The 13022-nt window shown below is 71.7% G+C and carries 16 protein-coding genes; 10 read left to right on the top strand and 6 right to left on the bottom strand.

Annotated features, from left to right (window positions below; genetic code table 11):
* Positions 1 to 10 precede the first annotated feature (10 nt).
* From VT50_RS05070 to VT50_RS05060, 3 genes are all read right to left on the bottom strand, one after another.
* Positions 11 to 706 (bottom strand): phosphatase PAP2 family protein, encoded by a 696-nt coding sequence (locus VT50_RS05070; RefSeq protein WP_046084633.1) that lies wholly within the window; start codon positions 704 to 706, stop codon positions 11 to 13.
* Positions 707 to 848: 142 nt separating this feature from the next.
* A complete protein-coding gene (locus tag VT50_RS05065) occupies positions 849 to 1784 on the bottom strand; it encodes a M56 family metallopeptidase (protein ID WP_046084632.1) in 936 nt (311 codons plus the stop codon).
* 108 nt (positions 1785 to 1892) lie between these two features.
* Positions 1893 to 2501 carry a DUF5134 domain-containing protein gene (locus VT50_RS05060; protein ID WP_046084689.1) on the bottom strand — a complete coding sequence of 203 codons (609 nt, stop codon included), beginning with the start codon at positions 2499 to 2501 and terminating at the stop codon, positions 1893 to 1895.
* A 218-nt stretch (positions 2502 to 2719) separates the two neighbouring features.
* Between VT50_RS05060 and VT50_RS05055 the strand changes: the two genes are divergently transcribed.
* Positions 2720 to 3139: a PPOX class F420-dependent oxidoreductase gene (locus VT50_RS05055; protein ID WP_046084631.1), complete on the top strand. Its 420-nt coding sequence runs from the start codon at positions 2720 to 2722 to the stop codon at positions 3137 to 3139.
* 66 nt (positions 3140 to 3205) lie between these two features.
* Here VT50_RS05055 and VT50_RS05050 read toward each other — a convergent pair whose 3' ends face one another.
* Entirely contained in the window at positions 3206 to 3592 is a 387-nt protein-coding gene (locus tag VT50_RS05050; RefSeq protein ID WP_046084630.1) for a VOC family protein, read from the bottom strand.
* Positions 3593 to 3740: 148 nt separating this feature from the next.
* On the opposite strand from VT50_RS05050, the gene VT50_RS05045 reads away from it, so the two are divergent.
* On the top strand, positions 3741 to 4301 hold the full coding sequence (locus tag VT50_RS05045) for a GNAT family N-acetyltransferase (protein ID WP_046084629.1): 561 nt from the start codon (positions 3741 to 3743) through the stop codon (positions 4299 to 4301).
* Positions 4302 to 4379: 78 nt separating this feature from the next.
* On the opposite strand, the gene VT50_RS05040 is transcribed toward VT50_RS05045, so the two are convergent.
* A complete protein-coding gene (locus tag VT50_RS05040; protein ID WP_046084628.1) occupies positions 4380 to 5063 on the bottom strand; it encodes a glycerophosphodiester phosphodiesterase in 684 nt (227 codons plus the stop codon).
* A 357-nt stretch (positions 5064 to 5420) separates the two neighbouring features.
* Between VT50_RS05040 and VT50_RS05035 the strand changes: the two genes are divergently transcribed.
* From VT50_RS05035 to VT50_RS05025, 3 genes are read left to right on the top strand one after another with little or no spacing between them, the layout of a single operon-like run.
* Entirely contained in the window at positions 5421 to 6818 is a 1398-nt protein-coding gene (locus VT50_RS05035; protein ID WP_046084627.1) for a DUF6421 family protein, read from the top strand.
* 53 nt (positions 6819 to 6871) lie between these two features.
* Entirely contained in the window at positions 6872 to 7654 is a 783-nt protein-coding gene (locus VT50_RS05030) for an SDR family oxidoreductase (protein WP_063893187.1), read from the top strand.
* Complete coding sequence (locus VT50_RS05025) at positions 7651 to 8712, top strand: threonine aldolase family protein (RefSeq protein ID WP_206269348.1); 1062 nt, start codon at positions 7651 to 7653, stop codon at positions 8710 to 8712. Before VT50_RS05030 ends, VT50_RS05025 begins: the two co-directional genes overlap by 4 nt.
* 58 nt (positions 8713 to 8770) lie before the next feature.
* On the opposite strand, the gene VT50_RS05020 is transcribed toward VT50_RS05025, so the two are convergent.
* Positions 8771 to 9502 (bottom strand): lysophospholipid acyltransferase family protein, encoded by a 732-nt coding sequence (locus tag VT50_RS05020; protein ID WP_046084624.1) that lies wholly within the window; start codon positions 9500 to 9502, stop codon positions 8771 to 8773.
* A gap of 272 nt (positions 9503 to 9774) precedes the next feature.
* On the opposite strand from VT50_RS05020, the gene VT50_RS05015 reads away from it, so the two are divergent.
* From VT50_RS05015 to VT50_RS05000, 5 genes are all read left to right on the top strand, one after another.
* Positions 9775 to 10101: a TlpA family protein disulfide reductase gene (locus tag VT50_RS05015; protein ID WP_046084623.1), complete on the top strand. Its 327-nt coding sequence runs from the start codon at positions 9775 to 9777 to the stop codon at positions 10099 to 10101.
* 58 nt (positions 10102 to 10159) lie between these two features.
* Positions 10160 to 10240: a putative leader peptide gene (locus VT50_RS41260; protein WP_317259516.1), complete on the top strand. Its 81-nt coding sequence runs from the start codon at positions 10160 to 10162 to the stop codon at positions 10238 to 10240.
* Positions 10241 to 10294: 54 nt separating this feature from the next.
* Entirely contained in the window at positions 10295 to 10801 is a 507-nt protein-coding gene (locus VT50_RS05010) for a flavin reductase family protein (protein WP_046084622.1), read from the top strand.
* Positions 10802 to 11044: 243 nt separating this feature from the next.
* Complete coding sequence (locus tag VT50_RS05005) at positions 11045 to 11830, top strand: electron transfer flavoprotein subunit beta/FixA family protein (RefSeq protein ID WP_046084621.1); 786 nt, start codon at positions 11045 to 11047, stop codon at positions 11828 to 11830.
* Between the two features lie 87 nt (positions 11831 to 11917).
* Complete coding sequence (locus VT50_RS05000) at positions 11918 to 12880, top strand: electron transfer flavoprotein subunit alpha/FixB family protein (RefSeq protein WP_046084620.1); 963 nt, start codon at positions 11918 to 11920, stop codon at positions 12878 to 12880.
* Positions 12881 to 13022: the final 142 nt, after the last annotated feature.

Genomic DNA, 13022 nt, shown 5'->3' with positions numbered 1-13022 from the left:
CCGACTGCCGTTACTGGCCGACGCCCGGCGTGGGACCGGCGCGCGGACCGTCGTCGCCCGTACGGCCGCGGGCACAGCCGTACGAGGCGATCGCCCCGTACACCAGCGCCGCGCCCAGCAGCCAGCCGCCCAGGACGTCACTGGGCCAGTGGACCCCCAGATAGAGGCGGGTGAAGCCGACGCCCAGCACGGATACGACCCCTACGGCGGCCATGAGCCGCAGCCACTTCGCCGGTGCCCCGTGCAGCGTCATCAGCCACAGCAGCAGCCCGAAGGCGACGGTCGCGGTCAGCGCGTGGCCGGACGGGAAGGCCGCGTAGTGCGCCGAGTCCACCGGGTTCGCCCATCGGGGACGCTCCCGGCCGAGCGCGGCCTTCACCCCCTGCTGCAGCGCCGTGCCCAGCGCCGCAGTGACGGCCACCCAGAGGGCGAGCCGCCACTCCCGGCGCCACAGCAGCCACCCCACGGCCACGGCCAGCAGCGCACGCATCGTCCACGGGTCCCAGCACCAGTCCGTGAGCACCCTGTTGACCCGGGTCAAGCCGTGGTGCCGGACGGCGGAGTGGTGCAGGGTGACGACGATGTCCCGGTCGACGGTCCCCAGGGGCCCCCAATGGGCGGCCACCAGGGCGAGCAGCACCAGGAAGAGCGCGGTGTACACGGCCGCGGCGCGGGCGGCTCGGCGGTGGAGGGTTGCCGGGTGCATGGGTCGATGATCGCCGACGGGCGGACCTCGGAGCCAGGAGGCTCCCGATCATCCCGAGCGCGGAGTCGGGTGCCGTCGTCGTAAGCCGGGAGCCGTCGGCGTACCGAAAATGCCGGAAGTGTGGGGAGCGCCGGGGACGCGCCTACCCCAGCACCCGCAGCGCCGGGACAAGCGTGACCAGCAGCGGGACGGCCGGGACGAGCGCCGCGGTGGCCGTAAGGCGCCAGCGGCGCGCCACGGGGAGGCGGGCCGCCGGGGCCAGCAGCCGGTCCACCCGCTGCGGCACCTGGGCGAGCGCGCTGGGGCAGGGGCCGAACACCCCGCGGTCCTCGTTGAGTTCGACCAGAGCGAGCGCGGTGGTGGTCCGACCGAAGCGCCGTGACGCGGAGTCGTCGGCGGCCAGCTCGACCAGCCGGTGCACCTCGTCGCGGAACGCCGCGAACATCGGCACCCGCGGAAAGCCGCTGGCCAGCGCGGTCGAGCAGTGCAGCAGCCAGTGGTGGCGGGCGCGGGCGTGGCCCTGCTCATGGGCGATGACGGCATCCAGCCGACGGCCCTTGAGACGGCGCAGCGCCGCCGTGGTGATGATCAGCTGGGGCGTGGTCCCCGGCAGCCACCAGGCGTCCGGCTTGTCGCTCTCCAGGACCACCAGCCGCTCCCCGTCGGGCTCCTCACCGGGCAAAACGGGGGAGCGTACGAGGAGTTCGGCGCGGTGCTGTCTGCGCCAGGCGCGGGCGCGGCCGATCTCACGGGTGAGCATCACCGCGCTCCAGACGGCCCCGAAGGCGAGCACGAGGGCGATGGGCGCGGCCAACGGCCCGTAGCCGGAGAGCGCGTACGCCTCCACCACGCCCTTGGGCGCGGGGGCGAAGACATTGCCGCGCACGGCGTCCCAGGCGGCCGCCCCGGTGAGCGCCATGGTCAGCGCGCAGCACAACAGCACCCCGACGACCACGCACTGCCACACCCAGAGGGCGAGCACGGGTTCGCGGTCGATCCAGTCGGTGCGGGACAACAGGCGCGGCGCCATTGCCGCCGCCAGTGCGCCGAGGCCCATCAGCGCGAACGGGACCATCATGACCGCCAGCCTATGATCGCGACGCTCCGGCCGGGTACGGTCACGGCGGGGAAGTGACGCATACCACGGTGAAGCCACGGACGCGGCCACGGATCGGCCCGCCCCGGTTCACAGGGCCAGCAGCATCGCGAACATCCCTATCCCCATCGACAGCCTGCAGGCATGCCGCAGCTCGGGCCGCCGCGACCACCCGGCCCCGGACGGTCCCGCCGCCGCCCCCGCTCCGTCCACGGCCCCGTCCGTCATCGGTACGAGCCGCAGCCCGGACCGTACGACGTAGACCGCGAAGTACACGAGCAGTGCCCCGGTCAGCAGCGGTACCCCGCCCGCCATCCGGCCCGGGGTCATCTCGCCGGTGTGATGGTGGCCGCCCGTGGTGCCCACCATCATCGCGAGCGCCATATAGACCATCGCCAGCGCTCCGACGGCGTGATGCAGACGGTGCCCCGGGAGCCCCGCGCCGTACGGGACCGGCAGCAGCGCCCTTACGGCCGCCACGGCGAAGACCGCCGCGAAGGCGGGCGGACCCCAGGGCCGGGTGTCCAGCACGGTGGGCGGCACCGCCATCACGGCCATCCCCCACCCCATCAGCGCCTCGGCGCCCGCGATCCGGCGCCCCGGCCCGGGCGGCTCTCCGCGCGCCTGCAGCAGGCAGTAGCCACCCGTGGCCGCGCAGAGCGCGACCAGCAGCCAGCCGATGAGTGGAGGTCCGTGCACGGCCACACCTCCCGAAGGGGGACGTAATACCAGGAGACATCCCCTGCCGCGGCGCCACCCACGGGAGCGCACGGGCGCAGTGGGGGAGCGCGAGGCGTGCGGTGTAGCGGGGGGAGCACAGGGAGTCGTATGGCACGGTGAGAGGTGCGTGCCGTGGATCACGCAGGCCCCAGCCGCACCACGCGACGTGAACAGCCGTTCACAGAGGAGGAGAGCCCGTGTCGAACCCACCGCTTCCCGAGGCCGCGGTCGCCATGCTCGAGAAGCCCAATCCGGCCGTGATCGCGACGGTCCGGTCCGACGGCCAGCCGGTGTCCACGGCCACCTGGTACCTCTGGGACGACGGCCGGATCCTGGTCAACATGGACGAGGGCCGCAAGCGGCTCGATCACATCCGCAACGACCCCAGGGTTACGCTCACCGTCCTCGACGAGGCGGACTGGTACAACCACATCACCCTCATCGGCCGGGTCGTCGAGTTCCAGGAGGACAAGGACCTGGCCGGGATCGACCGGCTGGCCCGGCAGTACCTGGGCAAGGACTACCCGCGGCGGGACCGCGGCCGGATCAGCGCCTGGATCGAGATCGACCGCTGGCACGGCTGGGGCGAGCACAAGGAGAACAGCCAGCCCGGCTGACCCCCGCGGTGCCGTCGGCCCCGCCACCGCGAGCCGTGGCGGGGCCGACGGCACGGGGAGGAGCCATCAGGGGCGGTAGCGCAGCGGATGGTCCTCCGGCACCTCCACGACCGCGATCCGCACGCCGTCCGGATCCGCGATCCACATCTCCACCAGCCCCCACGGCTCCTTCTTCGGCGGGCGCAGCACCTCGACCCCCTGCGCGGTGAGCTCCTTGTGCGCCGCCGCCGCGTCCGCCACCTGGAGCCACAGCTGGAGGCCCGGGGCGGGCGGGGTGTCCGCGCGGCCGGAGACCTCCAGGAAGCCCCCGCCGAGGAAGTAGACCGTGCCGCGCTCGGGGCCCGTCCCGAACTCCCGGTAGACCGCCAGCCCCAGCGCCTCGCCGTAGAACGCCCGGGAGCGCTCGGGGTCCGTCGGCCGCAGCAGCACACGGCTGCTCAGTACGTGAACCATGCCCGCGACCCTACGCAACCTGCACCCTTCGGGGCAGGTTAGGGTCTATTTGCCGCCAGCGACCGCCAGCGACCCCCACCCCGTCTCACCCCCGGCCACCCGTTGCCACCGGCCGTTCGGCCGCCACCGAAGGGAACCCTCCGACGCCATGGACACCGCGGACGCCACCGCAGGAGCGGCCACCGACCCGCTCACCTTCCGTACGGCCACCGAGGCCGACGTGGCGGGGCTGGTGGCCCTGATCGAGTCGGCCTACCGCGGGGACGCCAGCCGTGCCGGATGGACCACGGAAGCGGACATCCTGGACGGGCAGCGCACCGACCCGGAGGGGGTCGCGGACGTGGTGCGGGCCGAGAACGGCCGGATGGTGATCGTCGAGCGGAACGGCGAGCTGATCGCCTGCTGCCAGCTCGAGCGCCACGATGACCACGCCTACTTCGGTATGTTCGCGGTCCGGCCCGAGCTCCAGGGCGGGGGGCTGGGCAAGGTGATCATCGCCGAGGCCGAGCGGTTCGTGCGGGTGGAGTGGGGCGCGAAGGAGATGCGCATGACGGTGATCTCCGCCCGCGAGGAGCTGATCGCCTGGTACGAGCGGCGCGGCTACGCCCGTACCGGCCAGATGACCCCGTTCCCGTACGGTGACGAGCGCTTCGGCGTGCCGCGCCGCGCCGACCTCGAGTTCGAGCTGCTGATCAAGCCCCTCGGCTGAGCACGGCCCTGCCGAGGGCCCTCGGCAGGGCCGTGAACGCCTCCGGAGACCCCGAGTGGCGTCAGACCCCGGATGGCGTCACGCCGTGAAGCGCGCCGCCCGCCGGATCTCCGGGAAGTCCGTGGTGGCGCCGTCCAGGCGCAGGCCGCGGACCAGCTTCAGGTGGTCGGGGGTGTTCACGGTCCAGCCGATGACCCTGAGGTCGTCGGCGTGCGCCTTCTCCACCAGCTCCAGGGTCAGCCTGCGGACGTTGAGCACCAGCATCCCGGCGCCGACCGCATGCGCCCGGTCGATCACATCGAGGCCGTACCGGCTGGCCACGAGGGCGGTACGGGCGGCCGGGAGCAGGGTGCGGATCTCGGCGAGCGCCTCGTCGTGGAAGGACAGGATGTCCACCCGGTCCAGCAGATCGCGCTGGGTCAGCACCTCGGCCAGCGCCCGGGCGGCCGCCGTGTCCTTGATCTCTGCCTGGAGCGGCGCCTCCACGGCGTCCACGACCTCCTCGAAGACCGGGATCCGTTCGCCCTCCCCGGCGTCCAGCTCACGCAGCTCCGCGAGGGTGAAGTCGCTGATCGGGCCCTTGCCGTCGGTGGTGCGGTCGACGTGGGTGTCGTGCATCACCACGAGCGCGCCGTCCTTGCTGAGGTGCAGGTCCAGTTCGATGACGTCCATGCCCTCGTGATCGGCGCGGACGAAGGACCGCAGGGTGTTCTCCGGCTCGACACCCATCACTCCGCGGTGTCCGATGGTGAGAAAAGTCAACGCTGTCTCGCTCTTCTGACGGCCCTCGACGGCCGCCGTCGGGTCGTCTGCGTCGGGTCGGGGGAGGCAGTGGGATGGCTGGTTTCCTCGGCACGCGGCGGACGGGCCGCCCGGACCGGCGCACACCATACCGGCCGCCCATGACGGGACCGTTCAAGCGGGGCCGTGACATGAGTCGAACCGAGGGCGAGAGCGTGAGCCGAACCGACGGCCGGAGCATGAGCCGAACCGATCGGGGCAGGAAAAACTGCGGTGGTGCGGGTGTGGCGCAGGATGATTTCCCGTACCGTCGCTTGAGTGAAGGAGCGTCCATAGATACGGTGGTCATACGCGAGTTTCTTCGGTGAGGGAGTGGTCATGACGGAAATCTTTTCGTCGGCGATAGCTGAAGGTGTCGTTCTGCCCGCGGAGCGTGTGGTCGATCATCCGGCCTGGCTCACCCTCAAGAACGCTGTCGAAACGTTTCGTCAATGGCAGTCCAAAGACGGTTCCATCGACTTCGACGCCGAGGGCGCGCCCACCCGGGAGGCCGCCGGGGCGGCCATCGCCCGGGTGATCGAGGCCATCGAGGAGCTTGCCCCGCTGCTTCCGCACGACGCGGACTACCACCGGGCGGTCGTCGCGGACTTGCGCCGCTGGGCCGAGGGCGGCTTCGACGTCCCCGACTTCCTCGAGTCGCTGCTCGCGTTCCAGCCCGCCCGCGCCCGCGCCGACGGCCTCCAGCACCTCGTGGTCTTCCCCATGTACACGCAGAACGGCAACCCGGACCGCAATCTGGAAGCCGTGGTGCTACGCATGGTCTGGCCGGACTGGCTGGCCGAGCTGGAGCGCACCCGCTATGACAATCCGCTGTACTGCGGTCTGGCCTTCGAGGACTTCACCTCCGGCTATGACACCAACTCCGCGGTGCTCTTCCCGGAGACCATCGCCGTCCGCGAGGCCCCCGAGCGGTTCAGCTGGGGCGGCATCTTCTGCGACCGCGAGGCGGCCCGCTTCCGCCGGGTCAGCGAGGCGGCGGTCCGGGCCCTGGGGATCGAACTCCCCGATGACATCCGTGACATGCTCGCCGACCAGCGCCGCTGCCAGGAGGCCTTCGCCCTGTGGGACATGGTCCACGACCGCACCCACAGCCATGGCGACCTGCCGTTCGACCCCTTCATGATCAAGCAGCGGCAGCCCTTCTGGATGTACGGACTGGAGGAGCTGCGCTGCGACCTCACGGCCTTCAGGGAGGCCGTGAAGCTGGACGCCGAGGGCGTCACCCAGGGCCGTGACGTCCAGTACGCCGTGATCTTCGACCGGATGTTCCGGTTCCCGGTCACCGGAGCGCGGGTCCGCAACTACGACGGGCTCGGCGGCCAGTTGCTCTTCGCCTACCTCCACCAGCACGACGTCGTACGCTGGACGGACAACACCCTGCACATCGACTGGTCCCGCGCCTCGCAGGTCACCAACCAGCTGTGCGGCGAGATCGAGAAGCTCTACCGCGACGGCATCGACCGCCCCAAGCTCGTCCACTGGTTCAAGGCGTATGAGCTGGTGTCGACCTATCTCGCCCCGCACCCCGGCTCGGTCTGGGCCAAGGGCCCCGAAGCCCTGGACCTCACCCAGCCGCCGCGCAAGCTCGTCGACGACGTGCTCCCCGACGAGTTCCCGCTGAGCATGTTCTACGAGGCGCTTGGGAAGAAGCTGCGTGACGTGGTCGCCTCCACCAAGGGCATCACGGCGGACAGCGACCTACCGGCGGCGGCATGAGCACCGCGGCTGCGCAGAGCCCCCAGTCGGGGCAGGACGAGGAGGCAGCGAGCATGACCACACCGACGTCGAGCCCCAGCCCCAACGAGCCGGGCGAGCGGCCGCTGGACGGTGCGGTGGTGGCGGTGGCCGGCGCGGCCGGCCCCGCGGGCCGGGCCACGCTGCTCCGCCTCGCCGAAGCGGGCGCCACCGTCGTCGCCTCCGACGCGGACCCGGTCCGGCTGGCCGAGGGCGTGGACGCGGCGCGCTACGCCCACGGCGGTGCCAGCGTCACCGGCGAGACGGTCGACCTGCTCGACCTCGGCGCCGCCCGCGCCTGGGCCGACCGTACCGAGAAGGAGTTCGGCCGGGTCGACGGGCTGATCCACCTGGTCGGCGGCTGGCGCGGCGGCAAGACCTTCGCCGACGCCCCGCTCGCCGACTGGGACACCCTGCACAATCTGCTGATCCGCACCGCACAGCACACCTCTCTCGCCTTCCACGACGCCCTGCTGCGCAGCGGCAACGGCCGCTATGTGCTGATCAGCGCGGCGGGCGCGGCCAAGCCCACCGCGGGCAACGCCGCGTACGCCGCCGCCAAGGCCGCCGCCGAGGCGTGGACGCTCGCGCTCGCCGACTCCTTCCAGAAGCTGGGGGGCGAGGGCGGTCCGTCGGCGGCCGCTGCCATCCTGGTGGTCAAGGCGCTGGTGCACGACGCCATGCGGGCGGACCGCCCCAACGCGAAGTTCGCGGGCTTCACGGACGTCAAGGAGCTGGCCGAGGCCATCACCGGACTCTGGGACCGGCCCGCCCAGGAAGTGAACGGAACCCGCCAGTGGCTGACCCCCAAGCCGTGAGGACCGACGCCCGCCGCCACCACGACCCCGAGGTACGCGGCTTCGCCAGCGACAACTACGCGGGCACCCACCCGGAGATCCTCGCCGCGCTCGCCCTCGCCGACGGAGGCCACCAGGTCTCCTACGGCGAGGACGACTACACCGCGCATCTGCAGTTCGTCATGCGCAGCCACTTCGGCCCGCACGCCCAGGCGTTCCCCGTCTTCAACGGCACCGGCTCCAATGTCGTCGCCCTCCAGGCCCTCACCGACCGCTGGGGCGCGGTCATCTGCGCCGAGTCCGCCCACATCAACGTGGACGAGTGCGGGGCGCCCGAGCGCGTCGGCGGGCTGAAGCTGCTCACCGTCCCCACCGGGGACGGCAAGCTCACCCCCGAGCTCATCGACCGCCAGGCGTGGGGCTGGGGCGATGAGCACCGGGCGATGCCGCAGGTGGTCTCGATCGCCCAGAACACCGAGCTCGGCACCGTCTACACGGTGGACGAGATCCGCGCCATCTGTGACCACGCGCACGAGCGCGGGATGAAGGTCCACCTCGACGGCGCCCGGATAGCCAACGCGGCCGCGTCCCTGGACGTGCCGATGCGTGCGTTCACCAACGCGGCGGGCATCGACATCCTGTCGTTCGGCGGCACCAAGAACGGGATGCTCTTCGGCGAGGCCGTCGTCGTCCTCGACCCGGACGCGGTGGGCGCCATGAAGCACCTGCGCAAGCTGTCCATGCAGCTGGCGTCCAAGATGCGGTTCATCTCCGTCCAGCTGGAGGCCCTGCTCGCCCGCGACCTGTGGCTGCGCAACGCCCGCCACGCCAACACCATGGCCCAGCGGCTGGCCGACGGCGTGCGCGCGGTGGACGGGGTGGAGATCCTCCACCCGGTCCAGGCCAACGCGGTCTTCGCCCGGCTCCCGCACGAGGTGAGCGAACGCCTCCAGAAGCGCTACCGCTTCTACTTCTGGGACGAGGCCGCGGGCGATGTGCGCTGGATGTGCTCCTTCGACACCACGGAGGAGGACGTGGACGGCTTCATCACGGCCGTCAAGGAGGAGATGGGCCGCTAGGCCGTTTCCGGGCATGCGCGCGGGGCGGGCCGTACGGCCCGCCCCGCGGTGGTCCGTCCTACCGGCCCCGGTCCAGGGTCAGCGCCTCGGCCGGGGTGGGGGCGGTGCCGCCCAGGTGGGCCGGGACCCACCAGGTGTCTTCCGGGCCCTTGGGCCGCACCGGATACGCCCGCTGCGCCGCCTCCAGCAGCTCCTGCACCCGGCCGCGCAGCCGCTCGGTGAGGGTGTCGGAGGGCTCGGTCGGGTCGGCCTCCATCGGCTCGCCCACCCGCATCGTGATCGGGAAGTGATGGCGGCCCAGCGCCCGCTTCTGCCCCTTGGTCCACAGCCGCTGGGTGCCCCACAGCGCCATCGGCAGCAGCGGGACGCCCGCCTCCTGCGCCAGCCGGGCCGCGCCCGACTTGAAGTTCTTGAGGGTGAAGGACCGCGAGATCGTCGCCTCAGGGAAGACGCCGATGATCTCGCCGGAGCGCAGCGCCCGCAGGGCGTGCTTGTAGGCGTCCATGCCCGCCGCGCGGTCCACCGGAATGTGCTTCATCGCGCGCATCAGCGGCCCGGAGACCTTGTGCCGGAAGACCGACTCCTTGGCCATGAACCGCACCAGCCGCTTGGCCGGACGGGCCGTCAGCCCGCAGAAGACGAAGTCGAGGTAGCCGATGTGGTTGCTCACCAGAACCGCGCCGCCCCGCTGCGGGACATTCTCGGTGCCCTTGATGTCAAAGCGCAGATCGAGCGCCTTGAACATGGTGCGGGCGATGCCGATCACCGGCGGGTAGACGAGCTCTGCCATCGAGGACCCTTCGTCGATGCCCGGGGAGGGTTCTCCCGGCGGAAGTTACGCGGCCGTAGGTATCCGGCTTCTGGCAGATGGTGCCCGATGTCGTCTCGTTGTGCTACCGCGCGGCACGGCCCGGCCAAGAGATCCTCATCACGTCGGAGAGCTCCCGGGGAATCCCCGGGCCGCCCAGGACGCTGAACCAGGGAGGCCCGGACGGAGGCCCAACCAGAGGTCCGGCGAAGGGGCCCATCGGAGGCCACGACGGCCCGACCGGGAGGAAACAGGTGCGAGACGGCGAGGGAAGCCCGCGGCTGGGCGCGGCCGTGCTCGGTGCGGAGCTGGGCGAGCGGGCGACGCTGGTCCAGTTCTCCAGCGCCTTCTGCCAGCCCTGCCGGGCCACCCGGCGGACGCTGTCCGAGGTGGCCGCGATGGTGGACGGGGTGGCGCACATCGAGATCGACGCCGAGTCGCGGCTGGAGCTCGTCCGGGCGCTGGACATCGCCCGTACCCCCACCGTGCTGGTGCTCGACGCGGCCGGGCGGATCGTACGGCGGGCCTCCGGACCGCCGCGCCGGGCCGATGTCATCGCCGCTGTGGGTGATGCCGTGTGAATCACCGTCCCCCGGCCCCACTTGACGGTCCGCACCCCGCGTGGTCAGGGTGAACGGCATGCGGCCTGGACCCCTCCTTTACGGACGTGTGCACGTGGATCTGATGCGGACCGCCGGCGCACGGTGTCCGGGCGGGTGAGCGAACGAGGACAAGCGCAGCCCCCGCCCGTACCTCCGGCAGAAGGACAAGTCCATGACGGCAACGCACGACCTCGGCACGTCCCGACCGACGACGTCCGACCTGTTCCGCTCCGTCTTCCGCCGCCACGCCTCAGGCGTCGCCGTGATCACCGCCCAGGGCACCCGCCCGGTCGGCTTCACGGCCACCTCCCTCGCCTCCGTGGCCGCCGAGCCGCCGCTGCTCTCCTTCGGCGTGGGCACCGGCTCCTCGAGCTGGCCGGTGCTCTCCGACGCCGAGTACGTCGGTGTCCACGTCCTGGGCGAGCACCAGCGGGAGCTGGCCGCGACCTTCGCACGCAGCGGTGCCGACCGCTTCGGACCGGCCACCGGCTGGTGCTCGGGACCGCAGGGCGTGCCGGTGCTCGACGGGGTGCTGGCGTGGCTGGTGTGCCGGGTGGTGGCCCGGATACCCGCCGGGGACCACCGGGTGCTGATCGGCGAGGTCACCACGGGTACCGCGGCCGGGACCGGCCGTCCGCTGCTGTACCACCAGGGGCGCTTCAACGCCCTCCGAGACTGAGCCCGCCGCCTCTCTGCTTGGCATGTACGCCTCGCGTTGATCACCGCCGTTGGCAAGGTCACAGTTCAAGCGGGTTGCGTACGGGGAACGAGCTGGGTGTACTGACGAGTAATATTTTGCTGCGGTGCATGGGACGCCCCGGCAGGAAACCGCCCGCGGTCCCGCCCGGGTCCCGCCCCCGAAGGCGCCTATGCTGCCAGCAACAAGGCAGCTCGGTAGAGACGATGCAGTAGGAGAGCCGGCGTGAGCTTGAGGATCGTTGTCTGTGTGAAGTACGTGCCCGACGCCACCGGCGACCGGCACTTCGCCGAAGACCTGACCGTCGACCGCGACGACGTGGACGGCCTGCTCTCGGAGCTGGACGAGTACGCGGTCGAGCAGGCCCTGCAGATCGCCGACGAGGCCGATGACGCCGAGATCACGGTCCTGACCGTCGGCCCGGAGGACGCCAAGGACGCGCTGCGCAAGGCGCTGTCGATGGGGACGGACAAGGCCGTGCACGTCGAGGACGACGATCTGCACGGCACCGATGCGCTGGGCACCTCGCTGGTGCTGGCCAAGGCCATCGAGAAGACCGGGTATGACCTGGTGATCTGCGGGATGGCCTCCACCGACGGCACCATGGGCGTGCTCCCGGCGATGCTCTCGGAGCGCCTTGGCGTGCCGCAGGTGTCGCTGCTGTCGGAGGTGTCGGTGGAGGACGGCACCGTGAAGGGGCGCCGTGACGGGGACACCGCGTCCGAGCAGCTGGAGGCACGGCTTCCGGCGGTGGTGTCGGTGACCGACCAGTCCGGTGAGGCCCGCTACCCGTCGTTCAAGGGCATCATGGCGGCGAAGAAGAAGCCGGTGCAGTCCTGGGACCTGGAGGACCTGGAGATCGAGTCGGACGAGGTCGGTCTCGAGGGCGCCTGGACCGCCGTGGACGGCGCCACCGAGCGTCCGGCCCGCACCGCGGGCACGATCGTCAAGGACGAGGGGGAGGGCGGTAAGCAGCTCGCCGCCTTTCTCGCGGAGCGCAAATTCATCTGATGCCGCCTCGCGGGTCAGACGTTCGTCTGAGCCACGCTGCCCCCCTTACCGCCCAGATCTTTCGCATGTCGCAGGAGAGCGATTCCCATGGCTGAAGTCCTCGTCTACGTCGACCACGTGGACGGTGCCGTCCGCAAGCCCACCCTGGAGCTGCTGACCCTGGCCCGCCGCATCGGCGAGCCCGTCGCCGTCTCCCTCGGCTCCGGCGCCGGGAACACCGCGCCCACCCTCGCCGAGCACGGCGCCGCGCGGGTGCTGACCGCCGAGGCGCCCGAGTTCGCCGACTACCTCGTCGTCCCGAAGGTGGACGCGGTCCAGGCCGCGTACGAGGCCGTGTCGCCGTCCGCCGTACTGTTCCCGTCCTCCGCGGAGGGCAAGGAGATCGCGGCCCGGCTCGCGGTCCGCATCGGCTCGGGCATCATCACCGACGCCGTGGACCTGGAGGCCGGTGACGAGGGCCCGGTGGTCACGCAGTCGGTGTTCGCCGCCGCCTTCACCACCAAGTCCCGGGTCAGCAAGGGCACTCCGGTGATCACCGTGAAGCCGAACTCGGCCGCCGTGGAGGCCGCCCCGGCCGCGGGCGCGGCCGAGGCGCTGGAGGTGTCCTTCTCGGAGCGGGCCACCGGTACGAAGGTCGTCTCGCGCACACCGCGCGAGTCGACCGGGCGCCCGGACCTGACCGAGGCCGCGATCGTGGTCTCCGGCGGCCGTGGTGTGGGCGGCGCGGAGAACTTCCCCGTCGTCGAGGCCCTCGCCGACTCCCTCGGCGCGGCCGTCGGCGCCTCCCGCGCCGCGGTGGACGCGGGCTGGTACCCGCACACCAACCAGGTGGGCCAGACCGGCAAGACCGTCTCGCCGCAGCTCTACATCGCGGCGGGCATCTCGGGCGCGATCCAGCACCGCGCCGGTATGCAGACCTCGAAGACCATCGTGGCGGTCAACAAGGACGCCGAGGCCCCGATCTTCGACCTGGTCGACTACGGCGTGGTCGGTGACCTCTTCGAGGTCGTCCCGCAGCTGACGGAGGAGGTCAAGTCCCGCAAGGGCTGACCCCCGCCGGACCTCCGCCGAGGCCCCGTACGCGCATCGCGCACGGGGCCTCACGGCCGCCGGGAGGGTGTTGACCCGCCGTTCCGCGACTGGCTAACTTCACCGGACGGATCATCGTTTCCGCAGCGCGGAAGTGGCCGGG

Source organism: Streptomyces antioxidans (assembly GCF_000968685.2).
GTDB lineage: Bacteria > Actinomycetota > Actinomycetes > Streptomycetales > Streptomycetaceae > Streptomyces > Streptomyces antioxidans.
The sequence above is the reverse complement of the archived record's forward strand: the minus strand, read 5'-3'. Positions and strand labels throughout refer to the sequence as shown.

What these genes read in the sequence shown, in the direction of transcription:
- VT50_RS05045 (WP_046084629.1), top strand. Translation starts at nt 3,741, where the DNA reads ATGGACACCGCGGACGCCACCGCAGGAGCGGCCACCGACCCGCTCACC.
- VT50_RS05050 (WP_046084630.1), bottom strand. Translation starts at nt 3,592, where the DNA reads ATGGTTCACGTACTGAGCAGCCGTGTGCTGCTGCGGCCGACGGACCCC.
- VT50_RS41260 (WP_317259516.1), top strand. Translation starts at nt 10,160, where the DNA reads ATGCGGCCTGGACCCCTCCTTTACGGACGTGTGCACGTGGATCTGATG.
- VT50_RS05035 (WP_046084627.1), top strand. Translation starts at nt 5,421, where the DNA reads ATGACGGAAATCTTTTCGTCGGCGATAGCTGAAGGTGTCGTTCTGCCC.
- VT50_RS05065 (WP_046084632.1), bottom strand. Translation starts at nt 1,784, where the DNA reads ATGATGGTCCCGTTCGCGCTGATGGGCCTCGGCGCACTGGCGGCGGCA.
- VT50_RS05010 (WP_046084622.1), top strand. Translation starts at nt 10,295, where the DNA reads ATGACGGCAACGCACGACCTCGGCACGTCCCGACCGACGACGTCCGAC.
- VT50_RS05030 (WP_063893187.1), top strand. Translation starts at nt 6,872, where the DNA reads ATGACCACACCGACGTCGAGCCCCAGCCCCAACGAGCCGGGCGAGCGG.
- VT50_RS05020 (WP_046084624.1), bottom strand. Translation starts at nt 9,502, where the DNA reads ATGGCAGAGCTCGTCTACCCGCCGGTGATCGGCATCGCCCGCACCATG.
- VT50_RS05070 (WP_046084633.1), bottom strand. Translation starts at nt 706, where the DNA reads ATGCACCCGGCAACCCTCCACCGCCGAGCCGCCCGCGCCGCGGCCGTG.
- VT50_RS05000 (WP_046084620.1), top strand. Translation starts at nt 11,918, where the DNA reads ATGGCTGAAGTCCTCGTCTACGTCGACCACGTGGACGGTGCCGTCCGC.